Here is a 23,176-nt window from a genome sequence, read left to right as displayed (position 1 = left end):
GCCCGACGTGATCCGCAGCAACGCACAAGACAGTTTCGATCGCATCTTCCGCAAGGCCGTACGTACGCGGCTTGCGCGGCAGGCGGAAGACCTGTGCCATATCGGCACCGCAGCCGAAGGCGACACCGTGAGCGGTGAGGAGGCCTTGATCCTCACCATCTCGTCCATCGCCTTCCGCCTGCTGCTGGTGCTGCGCTTTGATGACTCCGACGCCGCGCGCGCCTATTTCACTGGTGAAGGTACGGGGCGTTCTTTTGAAGAAGCGCGCCTGGAAATCGGCAACCTGTGCTGCGGCGCGCTGAACCAGGAACTGCTGCAGGTGTTTCCCGACCTTGGCATGTCCACGCCTTATGTGGTGAGCGCACGCTGCCTGCCGTATCTGGACGTGCTCAAGCCCGGTTACGTGGCCGCCTACGCAGTCACCATCAACGACACGGTGCGCGTGGATGCCACCGTGTGCGTGTGTGCCCATGCCCCGCTGGACTTCGTGGCCGATGTGAGCGACGAAGTGGAATCCGGCGGTGAGTTGGAATTGTTTTGATTGGAAAGATTGAGAACGAGGAAAGCGTCATGAGCAAGATTCTGGTTGTCGACGATTCGAGCACCGTCCGCGATGAGGTGGCCGGCTTTCTGAAGAAGCACGGTCTGGCGGTGGACACCGCCGTGGACGGCAAGGACGGCCTGGCCAAGATCAAGGCCAACCCCGGCGTCAGACTCGTCATCAGCGATGTGAACATGCCCAACATGGACGGCCTGACCATGGTTGAAAAGGTGCGAGGCGAGCTGGGCAACAAGACGGTCAACGTCATCATGCTCACCACCGAAAGCAGCCCTGCCATGAAAGACCGCGGCAAGGCCGCCGGGGTAAAGGGCTGGATCGTCAAGCCGTTCAAGGGCGACGCAGTGCTGGAGACCTTCAAGAAGCTGGCGAGCTGAAAGGCGGGGCGGCACGGCCGGGTGCTTCATGATCAACCCGACGCTGCAGGGCATGGCGCCCGCGCGATTTTGGAGCCAAACTTGCTCGCTTGAAGGCTGGTTTGGCCGAGGGAGCCATCATGCAAGAGCTCGCCTTTCGCACGCTGCTGTACCGCTACTTCTTCTTCGGCTGGCTGTTCAAAGATGCCAGCCGCGGCAACCTGTTCGAACGGTCTGCCGCGTGGCGTTTCAACCAGGCGCACGCGCACTGGTTGCTCGCTTACATGCGTCGCTGGCTCTGGTGCGGGTTGCTTTTCTACGCACTGGGCGGCGTGTTGGAACTGGGGCTCAACACGCCGGGCCTGTCGGTACTGTTCTACGTGCCCAGCGCGTTGAGCGTGCCAGTCAACGTGGTCATCGGTGTGCTGTGGATTGGCCTGAAGGCACTGCCCGGGCCGCTGCGCGAGCGGTAGACGCGTGCGCGGCTAGACCGTCGCCACCAGCAGCTCTTCGGCATTGCGCGGCGGGCGCAGCCCATCGGCGCGGCCGGAGAAATAGCGCCCCGTCAACATGTCTGCTGAAATGTGCTGGGCATCGCGAAAGCCGCTTTCGCGGGCCAGTGCGAGTATTTCGGGCGGCGTGAAGAAGCTGATGAACGGCGTGCCGCTCGCGCGTGCACCTTTCTCCGCCATCTCAAGGCCGGGCCGGACGTCCGGGTCCGCCATCTCCAGCGGCAGCAGGAACGTCATCGCCAGCATCGAGCCCGTCGCAAGCGACGCCACCTGCCGCAGCGTGGCCGCGTTGGCTTCCTTCGACAGATACATGCTCACGCCCGTGGACACCACAATGGCCGGCCTGCTCGCATCAAATCCGGCCGCGACCAGCGCATCCTGCCAGGATTCGCGCGCCTCAAAATCCACCGGCACGAAGCGCAGCCACTGTGGAACGCCAAAGCCGAGTTCTTCCAGGCGCTGACGTTTCCAGGCCTGCGGGCCCGGCTGATCGACCTCAAATATCGTCATGCCTGCCGCCACATCGGGCCGGCGCTGCGCAAAGCTGTCCAGCCCCGCCCCGAGAATCACGTACTGGCTCAAGCCGCGGCCTGCTTGCTCGATGACGAGGTCTTCGATAAAGCGTGCGCGCGCCACGATGGACGCGCGAAACGGACGCGTGAACTGCGGATCCATGTCGCCGCGTTGTTGCCAGCCGGGTTCCGGGGCCAGCAACTTCAAGCCCACCTCGTCTTCCAGCACGTGCGGCGGTGCATCGCTGTGCACATGCAAGGCGCGCCACAACGCGACGCGCGCTGCTGTGCTGTCGTGGGATGCAGTTTGTGGTTCATTCATTGCACACACGCCTCCATCGATGGATCAGTCGATCAGTTGATCAATTGGGATGCTGATACTCCGGAAACACGGCAACGGCCTGCACGGGCTGCTTCGTCATGCAGACCTCGAACAGGCGACTGCCGAGCCACTCGCCAAGCCACGCTTGCACTGCCGGCAAAGGCTGAACGGCAAACCAGTCCGGCTCCACCGCTGCAAACTGCCGCACGAACGGGAAGATCGCCAGATCGGTCGCGCACGGCGTCGAGCCGCCAAGATAGCGTTGATCCAGCAAGCGTGATTCCAGCGGTATCAGCAGGGTTTCTGTTGCCAGGGCACGGGCCGTCTCGCGCGGCTTGGCCTCCAGCGGATAGCGGTCGGGATATTTGTAGCGATCGAGCTGGCGTTTGAACTCGCCGTCGTTGGTGCGCAGCAGGGCGAGGTTGTCGTCGGATTGCGCCCGGCGCCACCAGCCATCCGTGTCGTTTGCCTCGAAGGCCCAGCGCATGATGTCGAGGCTCTCTTCCAGCACGCCGCCGTCTGTCAGATGCAAGACAGGAACGGTGCCCTTGGGAGACAGCGCCAGCAGTTCGGCAGGCTTGTCGCGCATGACGATCTCAAACGTCTGGAAGCGTCGATTGGCCTGCAGCATCGCCAGGCGCGCACGCATGGCGTAGGGGCAGCGGCGATAGCTGTAGAGCAGGGGCAGGTCTTGATTGTCGGACATCGGTGCGAATTCGAGGCTACGGATTTCAGGTGCGCCAGGGTAGCGGATGCATTGGCGCGGCGTGTTAGGCCACCAGCCGTGTGTGCCCTGACCGCCCGGAGCGCCGCACCGATTGCGGCGGCTGCCCGAACACGCGGATGAACGCGCGCCGCATGCGTTCCGGATCGGCAAAGCCCACGGCGCGCGCGACCTGTTCCAGCGATTCATCACCGGCTTCCACGCGCGGCCGGGCGATTTCTGCACGGAGCTTTTCGATGGCCTTGGCCGGCGTCTGGCCGGTCTCGGCCACAAAGGCGCGGTCGAACTGCCGGCGGCTCAGGTGGGCGACTTCGGCCAGGCGGTCGACGTCCAGCGCTTCATGCAGGTGTTCGCGCGCATAGCCCAGCGCACGTGCAATACGGCTCGATGCCGGGTCCAGCTCCAGCAAGGTCGAGAACTGCGATTGCCCGCCGGGCCGCCGGTGGTAGACCACCAGCTCGCGGGCCACGGCGCGCGATACGTCGACGCCCAGGTCTTCCTCAATGAGCGCCAGCGCCAAGTCGATGCCCGACGAGATGCCGGCCGACGTCCAGACCGGCCCGTCGTGGATGAAGATGTGATCGCTCTGCACCTGCACGCGCGGATAGCGCCGCTGCAACAGTGCCGCCATACGCCAATGCGTGGTTGCGCGGCGGCCATCGAGCAGGCCCGCCGCCGCCAGCGCAAAGGCGCCGGAGCACACGCTCGTCATGCGCCGTGAATGCTCCGCCGCTTCCCGCACGAAGGTGATCAGCCGGGGCGAGAACGCGTCTTCGCGCGGGCCGTTGCCGCCCGAGATGATCAACGTATCGAAGACCGGATCGTCCAGGCCCCGCGTCTGCATGACGAGGCCGGGCGCGCTCTGCACCAGCGTGCCGCTTTCGGACAGCACGTCGATGCGATATGCCGGCTGCGGCGCGAGCCGGTTCGCCACGTCAAAGGCCGTCAGCGGGCCAGTGAAATCGAGCAGGCTGCAGCCCGGAAACACCAAAAAGCCGATTCTGCGCATGATGTCTTGAAATGAGGGATTAACGTCATTTAGGCCTGATGTTGCTCCGCCAGACTGCTGCTGTCAAACGCATTTCTGGAGAAACGATCATGACAACCGCGATGTGCTTACCGGCCACTTCGACGCCCATGTCGCGCCATCACCGCTGGAAGGTGCTGGGCGTGGGGGTGGCGGCCAATGCGAGTTTTTCGGCGGCGTTTTCGGGCATCCCGACGACTGCCGTGTTTATTCGCTCGGCGTATCACCTGGGCAATGCCGAACTGGGCGTGGCGCTGGGCGCGCTGGGGCTGGGCATTGCCATCAGCGAGTTGCCGTGGGGCTTGCTGACCGACCGCTGGGGCGACCGCACTGTGCTGCTGGCCGGGCTTGGGCTAACCGCGCTGGCGCTGTTCGTGATGGCATGTTGCGTGGCACCGCTGCATGGCCACGTGCCGCCGCTGGCGTGGCTGGTGGGCGGCATGCTGAGCGTCGGCCTCTTGGGTGGCAGCGTGAACGGATCAAGCGGGCGTGCCGTCATGGGCTGGTTTCGCGAAGGCGAGCGGGGGCTTGCCATGAGCATCCGCCAGACCGCCGTACCGCTGGGCGGCGGCATTGGCGCGCTGGTGCTGCCGAGCCTGGCCGCGCACGCCGGGTTTGCCGCCGTGTATGGCGTGCTGGCGCTGGCGTGTGCGTTGACTGCGGCGCTGACGTGGCTGTGGGTGCATGACGCGCCGGATACGGTGAATGTGGCAGCACACACTGCGGCGCCTGGCGGCACGGGGCCGCTGCGCGATCCGACGCTGTTGCGCATGGCCTTGGCCATTGGGCTGCTGTGCGTACCGCAAGGCGCGGTCGTCGCTTTTGCCACGGTGTTCCTGCGCGACTTTGCGCACGCCAATGTGCTCACGCTCAGCCTGACCATGGCAGCGGTGCAGGGCGGGGCGGCCGTCATGCGCGTGTGGAGCGGCCGCTGGACCGACCGTCACGGCAATCGCCGCGCCTATCTGCTTACCTGCGCGCGGTTGAGCGTCGTGCTGTTCGCGTTGCTGGCCGGCGTGGCGTGGATGACGTCGGCGCTGTCGATTGATCTGTCGGTCATGCGCGTTGCGCTGGTGGCAGCCGTGGTGGCGGGCGGCATCTGCGTATCGGCGTGGCATGGCGTGGGCTATACCGAACTGGCCACCTTGGCCGGTGCGCAGCGTGCTGGCACGGCGCTGGGTCTGGGCAACACGGGCGCGTTTGCGGCGCTCGGGCTCACATCGCTGTGCCTGCCGCAGGTGCTGGCGTGGTCGTCATGGCCCGTGGTGTGGCTGGTGACGGCGGGCAGCGCGCTGATTGCTTGGCGTGTGCTGCCGGCGGACCGTCGGTAGGCGCGCGCCACGCCAATCCCCCTCGTTTCTTCCTATAGTGACCCGCAGGGCGCCGCCCCGCGCGGGCCCGCAAGACGAAGCAACGAAAACGAAACGAGGGGGCCACCATGCCAGGCCTGGATGCAATCGAGCACGTAGTTGTGCTGATGTTGGAGAACCGGTCATTCGACAACCTGTTCGGCACGCTGTATGCAAAGAGCGCGGAGTTCGACGGCCTGTCGGGCGAAGAGACCAATCCCGACGGCGGCGGTCAGCCGATCCGCGTGTGGACGACGCCCGCGCCGCCCAACGTGATGACGCTGCCCAATCCCGACCCGGGCGAGCTGTTCACCGACATCAACCAGCAGCTCTTCGGTCAGCAGATGCCGCTCGGCCAAACACCGACCATGCAGGGTTTCACCACCAACTACGCCAAGAACGGTGGCGACCCGCGCGACATCATGCATTTCTTCACGTCGGACCAGGTGCCTGCACTCAGCACGCTGGCGCGTAACTATGCCGTGTGCGATGCGTGGTTTGCCTCGGCGCCGTGCCAGACGTGGCCCAACCGGTTCTTTGTGCACACCGGTTCCGCGCACGGTTATCCGAACAACTCGCCGGTGCACTTTCCGTATCTCATGCCGACGCTGTTCAATGTGCTCGACGGCGCGGCGCCCGACGATTGGGCAGTCTATTACCACGACTTCGCGCAGTCGCTCACGCTCACGCGGCTGTGGCTGCATCTGGACCACTTCCACCTGTTTGATGATTTTCTCGACGATGCGTCCAGCGGCAAGCTGCCCTCGTACAGCTTTATCGAGCCCCGCTACTTTGCCGATCTGGATTGGCCCAACGATATGCATCCGCCGCACGACGTCGGCTACGGCGATGCACTCGTCGCGCAGGTGTACAACGCGCTGCGCAGTTCGCCGCAGTGGCATCAGACCATGCTCGTCATCACCTTCGACGAGCACGGTGGCTGTTTCGACCACGTGCCGCCGCCCGCCGTGGTGCCGCCCAGCCCGCCGCAACCCGGGCAGCTTTTCGCGTTCGACCGGCTGGGCGTGCGCGTGCCGGCGGTGGTGGTGTCACCGTGGATTCCCAAAGGCACCATCTTTCGCTCGACCGTGGCGCAGCCGTACGACCACACCGCGATCATCAAGACGCTGCGCATGCGCTACAACATCCAGACGCCGCTCACCGCCCGCGATGCCAGTGCGCCCAACCTGGGTCAGGTGCTGGAATTGAGCGCGCCCGATGACAACCGCGACCCAGTCGCCGCCCGCGCCATGGCAGCGAACCCCGCCGGTTTGCAGGCAGCCCGCAACGCGCCGCTCAATGACTTCCAATGGGCCATGCACGAATCGGCGGCGATGCTCGCGCCACTTGGCACCGGCATCAGCATTGATGACCACGTGCGCAATCTGTCGACCGATCAACAGCCGCCCGTGCCCGCCGCGCAGAATGCCCAGCAGGCCGCGCAGCACATCAAGGATGTGCTGGCGTCGATGGATTTGCCGCACGCCGGGCAATGAGCGTGAAAGCAGCGAATGTTTCACCCGTTGAACGCATGGACGCGCAGCGTGTGAAGCGCGTTTAACTAAGTGCGGTACGCGCCGTATATTCAGTGCAAACCCGGACATATTGATTAAAGAACGCTGAGTACCTGTCGTTAGTTTCGCTAAATTCGGCGCCCCGTCTGGGGTCGCGACGTTTTGTTCTTAGCAAAATCCACGGCAGATATGAAGACGCTCGCCATCAAGGCCCGGCTGGCGCTGGTCCTGTTTGTTTTGGCTGTATTTCTGGCGGGCGTCGGCGCGCTGGGGTTGTACGGCAACATGCGTTCCAACAACGCGCTAAAGGAAACCTATTCGAATCAGCTCGCATCCACACGTGCGCTGGGTCAGGCCATTTCGAGGCTGGTGCAAGTCCGTACGGCGTTGGATCGGGCCGTCTATGAAACGGACGACGCGAAGATCGCCGACTTGGTGAAGGCCGCCCGCGAACAGGTCAAGGCCAGCGACGACGGTTGGAATGCCTACAGCGCCCTGCCGTTTGCTACGCCCGAGGAAGAGCAGACCGCTGGCGAGGCCAAGCGCCTGCGCGATGCGTTCTTCAGCGATGGTCTGAAGCCGACTCTGGCGGCGTTCGACCGCCACGACTACGCTACCGCGCGCCCGCTGGTGCTCGACAAGCTGTACGAACTGTTCGTCCCGTACGCCATCAAGGCCGATCGGCTGAGCGCTATTCAAGCTGAGGTGGCCGCTTCGTCCTACGGTAAGGCGCAGTCGTTCTTCGACGGCCTGGTGTGGGCGTTCATCATTGTGATCGCCGTGGGCATCGCGCTGGCTGCCGCCTGCTACCTGGTGCTGTCGCGCGCGATCTCGCGCCCGCTCGCAGAGATGCTGGTGCACTTCCATGAGATCTCGGGCGGCAACCTGACCACCGACGTCCGCATCCACTCGCGTGACGAGATGGGCCTGCTGATGGAAGGCCTGCAACAGATGCAAGCCAAGCTGAAGGAGACCGTGGTGACGGTGCGTCGCGGCAGCGAGTCGATCGCCTCCGCCACGCAGCAGATCGCAGCGGGCAACACCAATCTGTCGCAGCGCACCGAAGAACAGGCCAGCTCGCTCGAAGAAACCGCATCAAGCATGGAAGAGCTCACGAGCATCGTGAAGCAGAACGCCGACAACGCGCGTCAGGCGAGCACGCTGGCGGTCAGCGCCTCCGAGATTGCTGTGCAGGGCGGCGCCGTGGTGCAGGACGTGGTGACCACCATGGGCGAGATCAGCGAATCGTCGCGCAAGATCACCGACATCATCGCCGTGATCGAAGGCATTGCGTTCCAGACCAACATCCTGGCGCTCAACGCTGCAGTGGAAGCCGCGCGTGCAGGCGAACAGGGCCGCGGCTTTGCCGTGGTGGCCGGTGAAGTGCGCACGCTGGCACAGCGCAGCGCGGCTGCCGCCAAGGAGATCAAATCGTTGATCGAAGATTCCGCCACGCGTGTGGAATCGGGCTCGACGCTGGTGGCACGTGCCGGCAAGACGATGGAAGAGATCGTCGTGGCCGTGAAGCGCGTGACCGACATCATGGGCGAGATCAGCGCGGGCTCGGCTGAGCAGAGCACCGGCATCGAGCAGATCAACGAAGCCGTCACACAGATGGATGACGTAACGCAGCAGAACGCCGCGCTGGTGGAGGAAGCCGCTGCCGCTGCGCAGGCGCTGGAAGAACAGGCGGACGAGCTGCGCCGCGCTGTGGCAGTCTTCCGCGTGGCGATGTAAAGCACGCCTTCTGATCGGTTGCCCGGGCAGCGAAATGGCTGCCGTGGCGCTACACTGCGGGGTCGGCCTTCTGGTCGGCCCCGCTTTGTTTTATGCGGTGCACTCAGAAACCGCTCATGGTTTTGCTACGCCCCCCGAGCCGTTCGCTACGCGCCATGAGCCGGTTCACATAACGATTATTCGGAGGTGTCATGCGTTTCCAGTGTCGTCGTGTTCCCGTTCGCGCCTTGGTGTCTGCAGCTGTGTTGGCATGCAGCGCCGGCGCTTTCGCTCAGACCATCCCCGCCAGCAAGCCCGCGCCCACCACGCTCACGCCCGAGCAGCAGCGCTATCACGACATCTACAAAGAGCTGGTGGAGATCAACACGACGCATTCGGCGGGTGACACCACCAAGGCCGCGCATGCGATGGAAAAGCGCCTGCGCGATGCAGGTTTTACCGCTGCCGACATGCAGGTGCTTGAGCCGTTCCCGAAGAAGGGCAACCTGGTGCTGCGCTTCAAGGGCAGCGGCGCCAAGAAGCCGATGCTGCTGCTTGCCCACATTGACGTGGTGGAAGCCAAGCGCGAAGACTGGAAGACCGACCCCTTCAAGCTGCAAGAGACGGACGGCTATTTCACCGCGCGTGGCGCGATTGACGACAAGGCGATGGCTTCGGCCTTCGTGTCGGTGCTGGGGCAGCTTAAGCAGGAAGGCTTCAAGCCATCGCGCGACATCATCCTGGCGTTGACCACAGACGAGGAACGCGGCGATGTGCCGACCAACGGCGCGTACTGGATCGTCAACAACAAGCCCGAGCTGGTGAAGGCCGAGTTCGGTATCAACGAAGGCGGTGGCGGCGAGCTGCGCAACGGCAAGCCGGTGCTGCACCGCATTCAGGTGGCTGAGAAGATGTACACGACGTACGAGCTGGAAGTGCGTGACGTGGGCGGCCACAGCTCGGTGCCGACGAAGACGAACCCGATCTATGCGTTGTCAGCCGCGCTGGATCGGTTGGGCGCGTATCAGTTTCCCGTCAAGCTGGCCGACGTGACGCAGACGTACTTCGCACGCAGCGCGCCGCTGGCCACGGGGCAACTGGCGGACGACATGCGTTCGGTCGGCACCGGCAAGCCGGACCAGGCTGCGATCGATCGGCTTTCGGCCATTCCGTTCTACAACGCGCAGTTGCGCACCACCTGCGTGGCCACGATGGTCAATGCCGGCCATGCCGAGAATGCGCTGCCGCAATCGGCGAAGGCCACCGTCAATTGCCGCATCCTGCCGCACGATGATCCGGCCGATGTCGATCGTCAGTTGAAGCAGGTGATCGGCAACGAGAAGATCAGCGTGCGCTACGTCAACAAGCCGCTCGCAAGCCCCGCGTCGCCGCTCAATGGCGACCTGGTGAAGACGGTGGAGGCGCTGACGCAGCAGATGTGGAATGTGCCGGTGATTCCGGCGATGAGTACGGGCGCAACCGACAGCCGGTTCATGCGCAACGCGGGCATTCCGATGTATGGCGTGTCGGGGCTGTTTACCGAGCCGGCTGACTTGCGCACGCATGGTCTGGATGAGCGTATCGAGATTGCGCGGTTGTATGACGGGCGGGAGTTTCTTTATCGGCTTGTGAAGCGGTTGGCTGAGTAAATTGTTGGGCGCTGCGCTCGTGTTTTTCATCGGGCGCGGCTTGTTTGTGCTGGTTTTTTTTGTTGGGTTTCGGCCCCTGGCGGGGCCGACTTACTTTCTTTGTCTTGCCAAAGAAAGGTAAGCAAAGAAAGGCGCGCCCGAGATGGCGACTTCCCCTTGGATTTGTGTCACGGGGAGGGAGGGGAGGCAAACTCGCTGCGCTCAGACAGCCTCCCCTCTTTTTCCTCCCCGCGACAAAAATCCAAGGCGCCATCTAGGGCAGGGTACGGCCACACCCTCTGTGTACCTGGGTTGGCGTTTTGGCCCAGCGCCCGTGGGAGAGGCGGGTTGTTAGATGAATCCGCCGTCGGTCATTAGCGTGCGGCCGGTGATCCAGCGGGCGTCGTCGGAGGCCAGGAAGGCGATGGCGTCGGCGATGTCGTCTGGTTCGGCCAGGCGGCCCATCGGGGTCGATTCGCGCATGCGTGCTTTCACCTCATCGGGAATCGGGGCGGTCATGTCGGTGCGCGTGAGCGCGGGTGCCACGGCGTTGACGGTGATGTTGCGCGCGCCCAGTTCCACCGCAAACGCGTGGGTGAGGGCGCTGACGGCGGCCTTGCTTGCCGCATACACCGCCAGCCCTGCGCGGGGCCGGTACACCAGGCTCGACGACACGTTCACGATATGCCCGCCGCGCGCCGGCACGTGTGGCAGCACGGCTTGCGTGACGAGAATCGTCGAGAACGCATTGGTGCGGAACTGCGCGTCGAACGATGCGAGGTCGATGCTGCCCACCGGTCGGTTTTCCAGGATGCCTGCGTTGTTGACGAGGATGTCGATGGCGCCGAAGGCCTCGCGCACGGTGCTCACCATGGCATCGACGGAGGGTGCGTCGCTTACGTCGGCTTGTACGGCGATGGCCTGTGCGCCGGTGCTGCGGATGGCGTTGACCACGGCGTCGGCTTCTGCGGCGTTGCTGCGATAGACCACGGCCACGCGTGCGCCGTCGGCGGCCAGTCGACGCGCAACGGCCGCGCCAATGCCGCGAGAGCCTCCCGTGACGATAGCCGCGCGACCTGCGAGGCGTTGTGCGGGGGTGGATTGAGTTTGAGACATGCTGTTCTCCTGACGCGGTGAATGTTTCGGGAGAACAGATTACGAACCAGCCATCTGATGCGCAGCCCGTCTGGCCGCGACGCGGCGTTCCAGCGTTGGAACGAGCGACGCTGCGATCAGCCCTGCTGGCGCTTGCGATATTCGGCCACTTTGTGGCGGTTGCCGCAGACGGCCATGCTGCACCAGCGGCGCTTGTGCGATTTGGTGCGGTCGTAAAACCACAGCGTGCATTCAGGGTGTTCGCACACGCGCACGAGCTGGAAATCGCCTTCTGCCAGCAGGTGCGCGGCGGCTTCGGCCAGCGGTGCGAGACACTGCTCAACCGAATCGTTCGGGCGCAGGCGTTCGACATTCGGGGTGCCGTTTCCCCATATCAACACCGGATGGCTGGGCGCCTGCCGCAGAAACACGTTGAGCGCGTCGGCGCTGGCTGCACGGCCCGCCTTGCGTGCTTCCACCAAGGTGCGAATCACTTCGCGCAGGTGTCGCGCCACAGCCAGCAGCACGCCAGGCGGGTAGCGGCCTGCCACCGGCTCAGCGAGCCAGCCCGCGCGCACCAGCCAATCGGAGACATCGACGTCGTTTTGCCAGAAATCGTGGGGCTGGCCATTGACGTTGGCCACGGTGTTGAGCATGTCCAGCACCGGATCGTCGGCGATCAGCAGCGGCACATCGGCGGGGGCGGCGGCAGGTGAGGACATGGCGGTCTACGAGAAAGAGGGTGAGGAAATTGTAACCAATTTAACGTGCTATTCCAGTTACTTGTTGCATGCACGTTTCAACGGCCCAATCCGGTGAAAAGCTCGCCGCATTACCATGTGTCGTCCAAGTTTCTTGCCGGAGATGATCATGAGCGCATGGCCTGACGCACGCGTGCTGGAGTTGTTCAATATCGAAGTGCCCATCGTGCTGGGGCCGATGGCCGGCGTGGCTGGCGCGGAACTGGCGATTGCCGTGGCGCGCGGCGGTGGCCTCGGTTCGCTGCCGTGCGCGATGCTCAGCGTCGAGCAGATTCGCCAGCAAGTCGAGCAGTTCCGGGCGGCCGTGCGTGGGCCCATCAACCTGAACTTCTTCTGCCACACGCCGCCACAGTCAGATCCCGAGCGCGATGCCAAATGGCGCGCCCATCTGGCACCGTACTACGCGGAGTTTGGTATCGACTTGAACGCGCAAGCGCCGGCCGTCAACCGTGCGCCGTTCGATGAAGCGACCTGCGCGCTGGTGGAGGAACTGAAGCCGGAGGTGGTGAGTTTCCACTTCGGCCTGCCTTCGCCGGAATTGCAGGCCCGCGTGAAGGCCACGGGGGCGAAGGTCATCTCCGCCGCCACCACGGTGGAAGAGGCGCGCTGGCTGGAAGCGCGCGGCGTAGACGCCATCATCGCGATGGGCAACGAGGCGGGCGGCCATCGCGGCATGTTCCTCGCCAAGACGATCGAATCGCAGGTCGGCACCTTTGCGCTGGTGCCGCAGGTGGCGGATGCGGTGAAGGTGCCGATCATTGCGGCGGGTGGCATTGGCGATGCGCGCGGTGTGGTGGCGGCGTTGGCGCTGGGGGCATCGGCGGTGCAGATCGGCACGGCCTATATGTTGTCGCCGGAGGCCAAGACATCGGCCATTCATCGCGCGGCGCTCAAGCAGGCAACGGATGCCGACACCGCGCTCACCAACCTGTTCACCGGCCGCCCGGCGCGTGGCATCGTCAACCGGCTGATGCGTGAGATTGGCCCGATGAGTGCGTTTGCCCCGGCCTTCCCCACGGCCGGCGGTGCATTGGCGCCGCTGCGCGCCAAGACGGAGCCGACCGGCTCAGGTGATTTCATCAATCTGTGGTCGGGCCAGGCCGGCCAGTTGGCCACGGAAGACTCGGCTGAAGCCATCACGCGGCGCATTGCCGCCCAGGCGCTCGAGCGGCTCACCTGAGTTTTCCTGCTGCATCGTTTCCCGCGCGGGCACGCCAGACGGCGTGCCCGTTTTATTTGACATCACAAATCGGTATGCGAACGATGGGAAAATTTCATGTAACTTGTAAATTGTAATTATAGAGGTTACGATGGTTTAGCTAATGTTTCCCCGAAACCCATCCCGGAGCCTTGCCATGAACGCCCCTGCCCGAACCGCTGATCTGGCCGTCGATGCGTATGCCCTCAGCGCTGTGCGCCACCGCACGGTGGATGTCGAAGGTGTGCGCGTGTTCTATCGGGAGGCTGGCCCAGCCGATGCGCCGACCGTGCTGTTGCTGCACGGTTTTCCCAGCGCGTCGCATATGTTCCGCAACCTCATCCCCCAGTTGGCGGAGCGCTATCACGTGGTGGCGCCGGACTTTCCCGGCTTTGGCTTGACGCAGGTGCCGAGCGGCTTCCGTTACACGTTCGACAACCTGGCACGCGTGGTCGACGGCTTTACGCAAGCGGTCGGCCTGTCGCGTTACGCAATCTACGTGTTCGACTACGGCGCGCCGGTCGGCTGGCGTCTGGCGATGGCGCATCCGGAGCGCATCAGCGCCATCGTCACGCAAAACGGCAACGGCTATGAGGAAGGCCTGGGCGACGGGCCGTGGGCGCCAGTCAAGGCGTATTGGGATAACCCGGACGAAGCGCATCGCCGTGAGTTGCATGCGATCGTTTCAGATGAGATGACCCAGTGGCAATACCTGAATGGCGTGCCGGACCCGACGCGCGTGGCACCGGATGGCTACCTGCTCGATCAGTATTTTCTGAGCCGCCCGGGCCAGCTCGACATCCAGATGGATCTGTTCCTGGATTACGCGAGCAACGTGGCGCTGTATCCGGCGCTGCATGCGTACTTTCGCGCGCATCGCCCGCCGCTGCTGGCGGTGTGGGGACGCAATGACACCATCTTCATTCCGCCCGGCGCGGAGGCCTTCAAGCGCGACCTGCCCGATGCGGAGATCCACTTTGTCGATAGCGGCCACTTTGCGCTGGAGACGCACCATGCGGAAATTGGTGCCCACATGCTCGACTTCCTTGGCCGCGTGGTGAAGTAACGCGCGGGTTCATGTCAACGGTTGCATGGTGGCTTCCGCGGCAAAGCGCTCGCGCAGGAACGCCACCAGCGCCTTCACCGACGGCGGCACGCCTGCACGCGATGGATAGAGTGCGTGCAGGTCGGCCGGCTCGGGTGTCCAGCCCGGCAACACCGTGCGCAGGTGGCCACTGTTAAGCGCGGCATGGCAGCAATGCTGCGGCAGGATGGCCAGGCCAAGCCCCGCGATGGCGGCTTCGCGCAGGGCGATGATGTTGTCGCTGGCAAAGCGTGGGCGAATCGGCAGCGCCAGCCGATGGCCGCGCGCATCCTGCAATATCCAATCGCGGCTGCGGGCGAGCGAGCCTTGCCCCAGGCACGGGAAATCTTCCAGCGCGGCGGGCGTGTCGGGCTCCCCCACACGGGCAATCAACGTTGGGCTGGCCACCAGCACGCGCGGCGAGACCACCAGATGCCGCGCCACTACATCGCGTGAGGGCAGTGGCCCCGTGGCCGCGCGGATCGCCACGTCAATGCGCTGCTCGATCAGGTCGACGTAAGTGTTGGACAAGTCCAGCTCGATGCGCAGCTTCGGATGCGCATCGGCAAATTCGGCCAGCCAGCCGGCGACCAGCGTTTCCGCCAGCAAAGGCGACGTGCCGACGCGCAGCACGCCGGCCGGTTCGCTACGTGCTGCGCCGGCCAGCGCTTCAATGGCCGCCGACGCATCAGCCATGTCGCGCGCATGCCGGTACACCGCTTCGCCCACGGGCGTGACTGATACGCGATGGCTTGAGCGTTGCAGCAGCCGCGTGCCGAGCTGCACCTCCAGCTCTGCAATGCGCCGGCTCAGACGTGACTTGGGGATGCCCGTGGCGCGCTCGGCGGCGGAAAAGCCACCGGCTTCCACCACGCGCGTGAAGAGATACAGGTCGTCGAAGCGCTTCATGTCGGTACGGGGTTGCGGTCGAACCGCATTGAAGCATAGGCGCGGGCCGAGCATTCTCGCGGGCAATGGATCAGCGCTGTACAGTGTCGCTGGGCGGGTCTGCGCGCGTCGGAATACCGCGCAGACCGGATCGGAGTCTGGCAAGCCTGCGCCCGGCGCGGGCATCAATGTAAGGAGACGGCATGGACAGGCAAGGCACGCAAACGCAGGGGATGTCCCGCGATCGGCTCGCACGGGTCGAGCGCTTCATCGATGACGCTTACATTGCGACGGGCAAGCTGCCCGGCGCGCTCGTCCAAGTATGGCGGCGCGGCGAACTGGCCTTGAACTCCGTGCTGGGCCTGGCCGACCGCGAGCGCCAGGTGCCACTGGCTGAAGATTCGATCTTCCGCATCTACTCGATGACCAAGCCCATCACGTCGGTGGCGTTCATGATGCTGGTGGAGGAATGCAAGGTCGCGCTGGACGATCCAGTCAGCAAGTTCATCCCCGCATGGGCGAACCTGGGCGTGCACGCCGGCGGCTTTATGGAGGGCTTCCAGTCGCGCCCGGTCGCGCGTCCCATGCGCATGGTCGACCTGCTGCGCCACACCTCCGGCCTGACTTATGGCTTTCACCAGAACACGAATGTCGACGCGGCGTACCGCCGGCTGAAGCTGGGCGATATCGCCACCGATGGCACGCTCGACGAGATGATCGAAAAGCTGGCCGGCGTGCCGCTGGAGTTCTCTCCGGGCGAGGCGTGGAACTACTCCGTCTCCACCGATGTGCTCGGCTACCTGGTCGGCAAGATCAGCGGCATCCCGTTTGAGACGTTCCTGAAGGAGCGGATTTTCGACCCGCTGGGCATGGTCGATACGGCGTTTCATGTGCCGGAAGAGAAGGCCTCGCGCTTCTGTGCGTGCTACGCCGTGGGGGCGATGGGTTCGAAGGCGGTGTCCGATCGTGGGCCGGTCTTGCAGGACGATCCGCGCGCCAGCCCGTACCTGAAACCGCCCAGCTTCATTTCCGGTGGCGGTGGTTTGGTTTCCACCGCGGCGGATTACCTGCGCTTCTCACGCATGCTGCTGCAGGGCGGCGAGTTGGATGGCGTGCGCCTGCTGGGGCCCAAAACGCTGGCGCTGATGACCGCCAACCATCTGCCGGGCGGGCGCGACATGTCGAGCCTGTCGTCGCCTTCGATGTTCAGCGAGGCAGCGTATGACGGTGTTGGATTCGGGCTGGGCTTTGCGACCACGATCTCGCAGGCGGCCACGTTGATTCCCGGCAGCACGGGTGATTTCTTCTGGGGCGGCGCGGCCGGCACCTTCTTCTGGGTGGACCCGCAGGAAGACCTCATCGGCCTGTTCCTGACGCAGGTCCTGCCGTCGTCTGCTTACCCCGTGCGCCGGCAATTGCGCACGCTTGTCTATAGCGCGATCACGGATGTGGGTGGCGCGGGGCGTTGAGCGCGTGTTGACCATCAGGGCGGCGGAGCATTTTGCGCCGCCGCCTGAGCATCACGTCGACCAAGCGCCGATCAAACGTCGAACCGGACGCCTTGTGCCAGCGGCAGCGCACCGCTGTAGTTGACGGTGTTGGTGGCGCGGCGCATGTAACCCTTCCATGCGTCCGAGCCGGATTCCCGGCCGCCGCCGGTTTCCTTCTCGCCGCCGAATGCGCCGCCGATCTCGGCGCCCGACGTGCCGATGTTGACGTTGGCGATGCCGCAGTCGCTGCCCGCCGACGACATGAAGCGCTCCGCATCGTTCAGGTTTGCCGTGAAGATGGCGGACGACAGGCCTTGCGGCACGCCGTTCTGGATAGCGATGGCCTGCTCGGTGTCGCCGTCATACGTCACGACATAGAGGATCGGCGCGAAGGTCTCGCTTTCCATCACCTTCGTCGGCTTCGGCATCTTGACCAGCGCGGGGCGCACGTACCAGGCGTCGGTGCCCAGGTCTTCGCGCACGCGCTCGCCGCCCAATACTTCGCCGCCTTCAGCTCGGGCTTGCGCCAGTGCCTGTTGCATGCCGTCGAAGGCAGCCTGGTCGATCAACGGGCCGACCAGCGTGCCATCGGCCAGCGGGTCACCAATCGCAATGCTCTGGTAGATCTTTTCCAGACGGGCGAGCAGCGTGTCGGCCACCGAGCGGTGCACGATCAGGCGTCGCAACGACGTACAGCGTTGGCCCGCGGTGCCAACGGCGGCAAAGGTGATGGCGCGTGCCGCCAGCTCTAGATCCGCCGAAGGCGTGACGATCATTGCGTTGTTGCCGCCCAGCTCCAGGATCGAGCGGCCGAAGCGTTCCGCCACTTTCACGCCCACCTGGCGGCCCATGCGCGTCGAGCCCGTGGCGCTGACGACCGGCACAAGGTGGCTGGCCACGAGCGCTTCGCCCACATCGCGTCCGCCGATCAGCAGTTGGCTCAGCCCGGCAGGAATCGCGCCCGGCTTTTCCGCATTGAACGCGTCGACAACCTGCTGCATCAGGTGCTGACAAGCAATAGCGGTGAGCGGCGTTTTTTCCGACGGCTTCCACACGATGGCGTTGCCGCACACCAGGGCCAGCGCAGCGTTCCACGACCACACCGCCACCGGAAAGTTGAACGCCGAGATGATGCCCACCACGCCCATCGGATGCCAGGTTTCCATCATCCGGTGCCCAGGGCGCTCGCTGGCGATGGTCAGGCCATGCAGTTGCCGCGACAGACCGACGGCAAAGTCGCAGATGTCGATCATCTCCTGCACTTCGCCCAGGCCCTCGGATGTGATCTTGCCTGCCTCCAGCGACACCAGTTCGCCAAGCGCTGCCTTGTGCGTGCGCAGGACCTCGCCCAGGCGGCGCACCAGTTCTCCACGCACGGGTGCCGGCACGGTACGCCACGCCAGATACGCCTGATGCGCGCCTTGGATGGTAGCCTCGGCCTCGCTGGCGGTATGCGATTTCACGGTCGCCAGTACCGTGCCATCGCGCGGGGCGCGGCTCGTCCAATCCGACCCTTCGTAGGCCTTCAGGTCCAGGCCAAGGGCCTTCAGTACGGTCTGCAATCGTGTTCGTGAATCTGACATGGCGCGAATCCTTGCTGTTCTCTCGTGTTCAATCAAAAAATTGTTGCGGTGCGCAGACGTGTAACGCTCAACGCTCGACGGTGCGGTTCCAGCGCTTGCTCCACTCCGGGCGCTCGGCGTTGATCACATCCCAGTCCAGCGCAACAGCCGTCTTCAGGATGTTGTTCATCTTGTTCTGCTCGTCCGCCGCCTTGCCCTTGAGCGGCGCCTTGGGGTTGACTGGATTGTAGGAGCCGTTTTCCATGGCGAGCGCCTGGGCCTCGGGGCTGATAAGGTAGTCCGCCAGCTTCTGCGCCAAGTCGGCATCCGGGTTGTTGGCCAGCACGCACTGCGCTGTCAGCAGAACGACGGCGCCTTCCTTGGGCGCGACGAATTCCATGGGGATGCCCTTGGACTTCATCAGTTCTACCTGCGTGAGCGTGTAGGGGAACAGCGCGGCATCGCCGGCCTGCATCATCTCCACCACCTTCGACGAGTTCGGGATGTACTCGACCACGTTCGGGCCGATGGTGGTGGGCCATGCCTTGAAGGCCGGGTCGACGTTCTTTTCCGTGCCGCCCTTGAGCCGGTTGAACATCAGGAAGGCATCCAGCCCGAACGACGAAGCCGGCATGGATTGCACGACCACCTTGCCCTTGTATTTCGGGTCAGCCAGATCGCCCCACGAGGCGGGCGGCGTCCAGCCCTTGTCGGCAAAGATCTTGGTGCTGTAGGCCAGGCCCGTCAGCCCCATCGACAGGCCCACCGCGTAGTCCCCCTTGAGGTGGGCAATGGCGGGCACGGCCGACAGGTTTGCCGAAGGCTTGAGCTTTTCGCACAGCCCCATGCCGATGGCGCGGAACATGACGCCGTCGTCCAGCGTCATCACGTGCATCTGCGCCTTGCCTTTGGTCGCCTGGGCCTTGGCGAGGATGTCGGTCGAGGTGCCGGGCACGACGACGACCTTGACGTTGTTGGCCTTCTCGAACGGCGGGAACACGAACTGCGTGTAGGTGCGTTCCATGTTGCCGCCGTTCATGCCGATGTACAGCGTCTTGGTGTCGGCGTGGGCGGCGCCGGCGGCGAGCAGCGCGGTTCCGGCAGCCGCTGCAATGATGGACGTGAACGATGTTTTCGCGTGTTTCACAAGCATGGTGGTCTCCTGGGGCATCAAGTGCATCAAGCTGCGGGTGGCAGAAAGCGTTGGATGGAAAAGGGTTCGATTGGCGTGGTGGTGCGGCCTTCGGCAATCAGCTCGGCCATGACATCGCCCACGCCGGGCCCGAGCTGAAAGCCGGCGCCGGCAAAGCCAAAGGCGTGGAACAGGCCGGGGCGACGGGCGCTTGGCCCAATCACGGGCTGGTCGTCAGGCAGGTTGCCCTCCGTGCCGCTCCACGTGCGGATGATGTGGGCGCCCGTAAGTTGCGGCAGCAGGGCAGCCAACTGCGGCAGCTGGCGCAGGATCGCCACGTGCGACGAGCGCGCGCGCTCGTCGTCCAATACGTAGCCGCGCCCGCCACCGAACACCACATTGCCGCGCCGCACCTGGCGGCAGTAGATGCCGCCGCCTTCCACGCCCAGGCTCCACGGTAGGAAAAACGGCAGCGGCTCGGTCACGCCCATGGTGGGCGGGATGGTGAACATGGGCACGGGCTCGCCCCATTGCGCTGCAAACTGGGCTGCCCAGGCCCCGGCGCAGTTGACGAGCGCGGAGGCTTTGACTTCCAGATCGCGGTCATGCTGCCGTGCATGGACGACGAAGCGCGCGCCATCGTGCTCGACCGATTGCACCGGCGCGTGCTCGCGCACATCGGCGCCTGCCGCCTGCGCCGCGCGTGCAAATGCGGGCGACAGCAGGCGCGGGTTGGCCTGTCCGTCTTCTGGGCAGAGCGAGCCGCCTACGACCTGATCGCCGCCCATCGGAAAGTACTTTTGCAGCGCAGCCCGGCCTTCGATGAGCTGCAGCCCGAGGCCAAAGCCCTCGCTGCGTGCTGCGTAGCTCGCCAGCGATTCCATGTCGGCCACGCTACGGGCGATCTTGAAGTGTCCGCTGCGCTCGTACTCGGCCTCGGTGCCGATCAGCTCGGTCAGACGCCCCCAGATCTGGTGCGAACGCTGGGCCAGCGGCAATTGCTCGATGGAGCGCCCTTGGCGGCGCACACCGCCAAAGTTGACGCCGCTGGAGCGCGATCCACAGAGGTCACGCTCGAGCAAGGTGACGGCCAGCCCGCGCCGCCGCAGGAACAGCGCGGTGGCACTGCCCATGATGCCGCCGCCGATGATGGCCACGTCGCATGCAAGCTGCTCACGCATGGTGGCCCTCCTGTTCGATGACCTCGGTCACATCCAGCGGCAGCGGCTTGATCGGTGCCTGCCCGCGCAGTCGCCCCACCTGTGCCAGCGGAACGGACTGCGCGTGCGCCAGGATTTCTGCTGCCGACGCGCCGCACATCCGGCCCTGGCAGCGGCCCATGCCGACCCGGCACAGCGCCTTCAGGCGGTTCAGTTCATGCACGCCGCATTCGGCCGCTGTCTGGCGCAGGGTGCCCGCTGTGACGTTTTCGCAGCGGCACACCACCAGATCGTCGCTGGCGTGCGCGGCCCAGTCATCGGGAAAGGGGAAGGCAACTTCCAGCGCGTGGCGGAACCGCTCGATCTTCTGCAGGCGCTGGCGCAGCGCGGCCGAGCGATCAGCATCGACGGTGATTTGCCGATCCTGCAACAGAGCGAGCGCGGCCAATTCGCCCGAGTATTCGGCTGCATCGGCGCCCATGATGCCCGCGCCATCGCCCGCCAGATAGATGCCCGCGACGGAGCTGCGCCGCATCGCATCAATGCGCGGCACATGGCAGCGGTGCAGCGCAGAAAACTCGAACGCGCAGCCCAGCAGATCGGCAAGCTGTGTTTCGGGCCGCAGTGCGTAGCCCATGCCGACAGCGGAGCAAGCCGTGCGTTGTTCGCGGCCGGCGCTGTCTTGCCAGACGAGTTGCTCCAATGCCGCATCGCCCTCCGCGCGCAGCAAACGCACACCGTGATGCATGGGGATGCCGTGCAGCTTGAGCCAGCCCACCAGCGCCATGCCCTTGGCCATGACGGCAGGCTGGCCCAGCATGGCCGGTGCTGCTTTGTAGCGCGCGGTGGCCGGGGCTGTGTCGAGCACCGCCACGACGTTTGCGCCGGCCTTGGCGTACTGGCAGGCCACCAGATACAGCAGCGGGCCGGTGCCTGCAAACACAACGGCATCGCCAATCGCGCAGCCCTGGTATTTGAGCGCGACTTGCGCGCCGCCCAGCGTATAGACGCCCGGCAGTGTCCAACCCGGGATCGGCAGCACACGGTCTGTGGCGCCGGTAGCAACGATCACATCGCGCCAGGGCAGGCTGCTGACTGCGCGCGTCGGCACATGCAGCAGGTCGAGCAGATCGGGCTGGGCATTCCACACCAGGGTCTGCGGGTGGTAATCGATCTGTGGCTGGAGCCGGTCAAAGGCGGCATGTACGGCCTGCGCACGCGCGGCTTCGGTGCCGTACAGATCGGCGGCGCTCCGGGCAAAGCCATCCGGCTGGCGGCGATAGATCTGACCGCCGGCGCGCGGGGCTTCATCCAGCACGATGGGCTTGAGGCCGTGTGCCAGCAGCGTCTGCGCCGCGCGCACACCTGCCGGCCCGGCACCGATGATGACGGGCGGCAGATCCTCCTGCGACTGGCGCTGCAGCGTGGGGGCGGGTTGCGTCATCACGCGGCTCCCTCGCTGCCGGCGGGTTGCGTGCAGATGTGCATGCCGGGTTCGATCATGGTCTGGCAGGCGCGCAGCGATTTGCCATCGGCCAGGCGCACCCAGCAGTCCTGGCATGCGCCCATCAGGCAGAAGCCTGCGCGCGGCTGGTGGCTGAATTCATTGATGCGCAACTGGCGTGTTTGCGTGAGCACGGCTGTCAGGACGGTGTCGCCGGCAAGCGCTTCGGCGGGCTGGCCATCCAGCACAAAAGCCACTGCGGGGCGATTGCGCTCTTTGAGGCGCTGGAGCTGCGCGCGGGCAGATGGATTTGCAGGAGCGTTCATCGTGATCTGTGTCTCAATGCTTGCCGATCAGAATGCGGTCCAGGCCGTAGACCTTGTCCAGCAGCAGCATCAGCGCGAGCGTGAGGAAGACGATCAGCGCCGAGACGGCGGCCATCATCGGGTCGAGCGATTCCGTGGCGTACATGTACATGCGCACCGGAAGCGTGACGGTGGCGGGCGACACCACGAAGATCGACATGGTCAGTTCATCAAAGCTGTTGATGAAGGCCAGCAGCCACCCGCCCGTGATGCCCGGCAGGATCATCGGCAGCGTCATGCGACGGAACACCGTGAAGCTGCTCGCACCCAGCGAATAGGCCGCGTGCTCGACCGAGTGGTCGAAGCCCACCAGCGCGGCCATCACCAGCCGCATGGTGTACGGCGTGACGATCAGCGCGTGCGCGAAGATCAGCCAGCCGAAGCTGCCTTGCCCGCCCACCAGCGAAAACATGCGCAGCAGCGCCACGCCCAGCACCAGGTGAGGAATGATCAGCGGCGACAGAAACACGCCTTGCAGATACTGCAGCCCCGGCGCGCGGTAGCGGACGATGGCCATGGCGGCCGGCACTGCCAGCGCGGTCGACAGCGTGGCCGCCGCCAGGCCCAGCCACAGGCTGTTCCAGAACGATTGCACGAAGTCTGGGTGATGCAGCACCTGATCGAACCAGCGCAGCGAGAAATGATGGGTCGGCAGCGTGAGCGTTTCTTCAGGCGTGAAGGCGACGATACAGACGATCACCAGCGGTGCCAGCATGAAGGTGATGACGAGCGCGTTGAAGATGAGCGCGAGCGGTCCGTTCTTTTGCATGTGCGCTCC

General features: G+C 64.9%; 22 protein-coding genes. 10 read left to right on the top strand and 12 right to left on the bottom strand.

Features of this window, described 5'->3' with window-relative positions; translation table 11 throughout:
* The first annotated feature begins 7 nt into the window (after positions 1–7).
* From NKG59_RS19970 to NKG59_RS19960, 3 genes are all read left to right on the top strand, one after another.
* A complete protein-coding gene (locus NKG59_RS19970; RefSeq protein ID WP_253540289.1) occupies positions 8–541 on the top strand; it encodes a hypothetical protein in 534 nt (177 codons plus the stop codon).
* Between the two features lie 29 nt (positions 542–570).
* Complete coding sequence (locus tag NKG59_RS19965; protein WP_024977498.1) at positions 571–936, top strand: response regulator; 366 nt, start codon at positions 571–573, stop codon at positions 934–936.
* 119 nt (positions 937–1,055) lie between these two features.
* Complete coding sequence (locus tag NKG59_RS19960) at positions 1,056–1,388, top strand: hypothetical protein (protein ID WP_024977499.1); 333 nt, start codon at positions 1,056–1,058, stop codon at positions 1,386–1,388.
* Positions 1,389–1,400: 12 nt separating this feature from the next.
* Here NKG59_RS19960 and NKG59_RS19955 read toward each other — a convergent pair whose 3' ends face one another.
* From NKG59_RS19955 to NKG59_RS19945, 3 genes are all read right to left on the bottom strand, one after another.
* Positions 1,401–2,261 (bottom strand): class I SAM-dependent methyltransferase, encoded by an 861-nt coding sequence (locus NKG59_RS19955; protein WP_253540286.1) that lies wholly within the window; start codon positions 2,259–2,261, stop codon positions 1,401–1,403.
* A 40-nt stretch (positions 2,262–2,301) separates the two neighbouring features.
* Entirely contained in the window at positions 2,302–2,967 is a 666-nt protein-coding gene (locus NKG59_RS19950) for a glutathione S-transferase (protein WP_253540283.1), read from the bottom strand.
* A gap of 64 nt (positions 2,968–3,031) precedes the next feature.
* Positions 3,032–3,994, bottom strand: coding sequence for a GlxA family transcriptional regulator (locus NKG59_RS19945; protein ID WP_253540280.1), 963 nt, complete (start codon positions 3,992–3,994; stop codon positions 3,032–3,034).
* 89 nt (positions 3,995–4,083) lie between these two features.
* On the opposite strand from NKG59_RS19945, the gene NKG59_RS19940 reads away from it, so the two are divergent.
* The 4 genes from NKG59_RS19940 (at position 4,084) to NKG59_RS19925 (ending at position 10,240) form a co-directional block, all read left to right on the top strand.
* Positions 4,084–5,343 (top strand): MFS transporter, encoded by a 1,260-nt coding sequence (locus NKG59_RS19940; RefSeq protein WP_253540278.1) that lies wholly within the window; start codon positions 4,084–4,086, stop codon positions 5,341–5,343.
* 107 nt (positions 5,344–5,450) lie between these two features.
* Entirely contained in the window at positions 5,451–6,857 is a 1,407-nt protein-coding gene (locus NKG59_RS19935; RefSeq protein WP_253540275.1) for an alkaline phosphatase family protein, read from the top strand.
* Positions 6,858–7,064: 207 nt separating this feature from the next.
* Positions 7,065–8,612, top strand: coding sequence for a methyl-accepting chemotaxis protein (locus tag NKG59_RS19930; protein ID WP_253540271.1), 1,548 nt, complete (start codon positions 7,065–7,067; stop codon positions 8,610–8,612).
* Between the two features lie 191 nt (positions 8,613–8,803).
* Positions 8,804–10,240 (top strand): M20/M25/M40 family metallo-hydrolase, encoded by a 1,437-nt coding sequence (locus NKG59_RS19925; protein WP_253540267.1) that lies wholly within the window; start codon positions 8,804–8,806, stop codon positions 10,238–10,240.
* Positions 10,241–10,570: 330 nt separating this feature from the next.
* Here the strand turns inward: NKG59_RS19925 and NKG59_RS19920 are convergent, their stop codons facing one another.
* Complete coding sequence (locus NKG59_RS19920; RefSeq protein ID WP_253540264.1) at positions 10,571–11,335, bottom strand: SDR family NAD(P)-dependent oxidoreductase; 765 nt, start codon at positions 11,333–11,335, stop codon at positions 10,571–10,573.
* Between the two features lie 116 nt (positions 11,336–11,451).
* Complete coding sequence (locus NKG59_RS19915) at positions 11,452–12,036, bottom strand: CGNR zinc finger domain-containing protein (RefSeq protein WP_253540262.1); 585 nt, start codon at positions 12,034–12,036, stop codon at positions 11,452–11,454.
* 148 nt (positions 12,037–12,184) lie between these two features.
* Here NKG59_RS19915 and NKG59_RS19910 point away from each other — a divergent pair, with 148 nt between their 5' ends.
* Entirely contained in the window at positions 12,185–13,255 is a 1,071-nt protein-coding gene (locus NKG59_RS19910; protein WP_253540260.1) for an NAD(P)H-dependent flavin oxidoreductase, read from the top strand.
* Positions 13,256–13,430: 175 nt separating this feature from the next.
* Positions 13,431–14,339, top strand: coding sequence for an alpha/beta fold hydrolase (locus NKG59_RS19905; RefSeq protein WP_253540258.1), 909 nt, complete (start codon positions 13,431–13,433; stop codon positions 14,337–14,339).
* 9 nt (positions 14,340–14,348) lie between these two features.
* On the opposite strand, the gene NKG59_RS19900 is transcribed toward NKG59_RS19905, so the two are convergent.
* Positions 14,349–15,266 carry a LysR family transcriptional regulator gene (locus NKG59_RS19900; protein WP_045205805.1) on the bottom strand — a complete coding sequence of 306 codons (918 nt, stop codon included), beginning with the start codon at positions 15,264–15,266 and terminating at the stop codon, positions 14,349–14,351.
* A 182-nt stretch (positions 15,267–15,448) separates the two neighbouring features.
* Between NKG59_RS19900 and NKG59_RS19895 the strand changes: the two genes are divergently transcribed.
* Positions 15,449–16,714 carry a serine hydrolase domain-containing protein gene (locus NKG59_RS19895; RefSeq protein ID WP_253540256.1) on the top strand — a complete coding sequence of 422 codons (1,266 nt, stop codon included), beginning with the start codon at positions 15,449–15,451 and terminating at the stop codon, positions 16,712–16,714.
* Between the two features lie 71 nt (positions 16,715–16,785).
* Here the strand turns inward: NKG59_RS19895 and amaB are convergent, their stop codons facing one another.
* The 6 genes from amaB to NKG59_RS19865 all read right to left on the bottom strand — a co-directional run bounded on the left by amaB (position 16,786) and on the right by NKG59_RS19865 (position 23,167).
* Complete coding sequence (gene amaB, locus NKG59_RS19890) at positions 16,786–18,318, bottom strand: L-piperidine-6-carboxylate dehydrogenase (protein ID WP_253540254.1); 1,533 nt, start codon at positions 18,316–18,318, stop codon at positions 16,786–16,788.
* Between the two features lie 67 nt (positions 18,319–18,385).
* Positions 18,386–19,450, bottom strand: coding sequence for an ABC transporter substrate-binding protein (locus NKG59_RS19885; RefSeq protein ID WP_253540252.1), 1,065 nt, complete (start codon positions 19,448–19,450; stop codon positions 18,386–18,388).
* 26 nt (positions 19,451–19,476) lie between these two features.
* A complete protein-coding gene (locus tag NKG59_RS19880) occupies positions 19,477–20,610 on the bottom strand; it encodes an NAD(P)/FAD-dependent oxidoreductase (protein WP_253540250.1) in 1,134 nt (377 codons plus the stop codon).
* The gene (locus NKG59_RS19875; RefSeq protein WP_253540247.1) at positions 20,603–22,033 is read right to left on the bottom strand and encodes an FAD/NAD(P)-dependent oxidoreductase; all 1,431 of its coding nucleotides are present in this window, start codon (positions 22,031–22,033) and stop codon (positions 20,603–20,605) included. The genes NKG59_RS19880 and NKG59_RS19875 overlap by 8 nt, the downstream gene beginning before the upstream one ends.
* Positions 22,033–22,359 carry a (2Fe-2S)-binding protein gene (locus NKG59_RS19870; protein ID WP_253540244.1) on the bottom strand — a complete coding sequence of 109 codons (327 nt, stop codon included), beginning with the start codon at positions 22,357–22,359 and terminating at the stop codon, positions 22,033–22,035. Before NKG59_RS19870 ends, NKG59_RS19875 begins: the two co-directional genes overlap by 1 nt.
* Positions 22,360–22,372: 13 nt before the next feature.
* On the bottom strand, positions 22,373–23,167 hold the full coding sequence (locus tag NKG59_RS19865; protein WP_253540231.1) for an ABC transporter permease: 795 nt from the start codon (positions 23,165–23,167) through the stop codon (positions 22,373–22,375).
* Positions 23,168–23,176 lie beyond the last annotated feature (9 nt).

Source organism: Ralstonia chuxiongensis (assembly GCF_024158925.1).
GTDB classification, from domain to species: domain Bacteria; phylum Pseudomonadota; class Gammaproteobacteria; order Burkholderiales; family Burkholderiaceae; genus Ralstonia; species Ralstonia chuxiongensis.
Note: the sequence above shows the minus strand (reverse complement) of the source record. Positions and strands in the feature narration are given on the sequence as shown.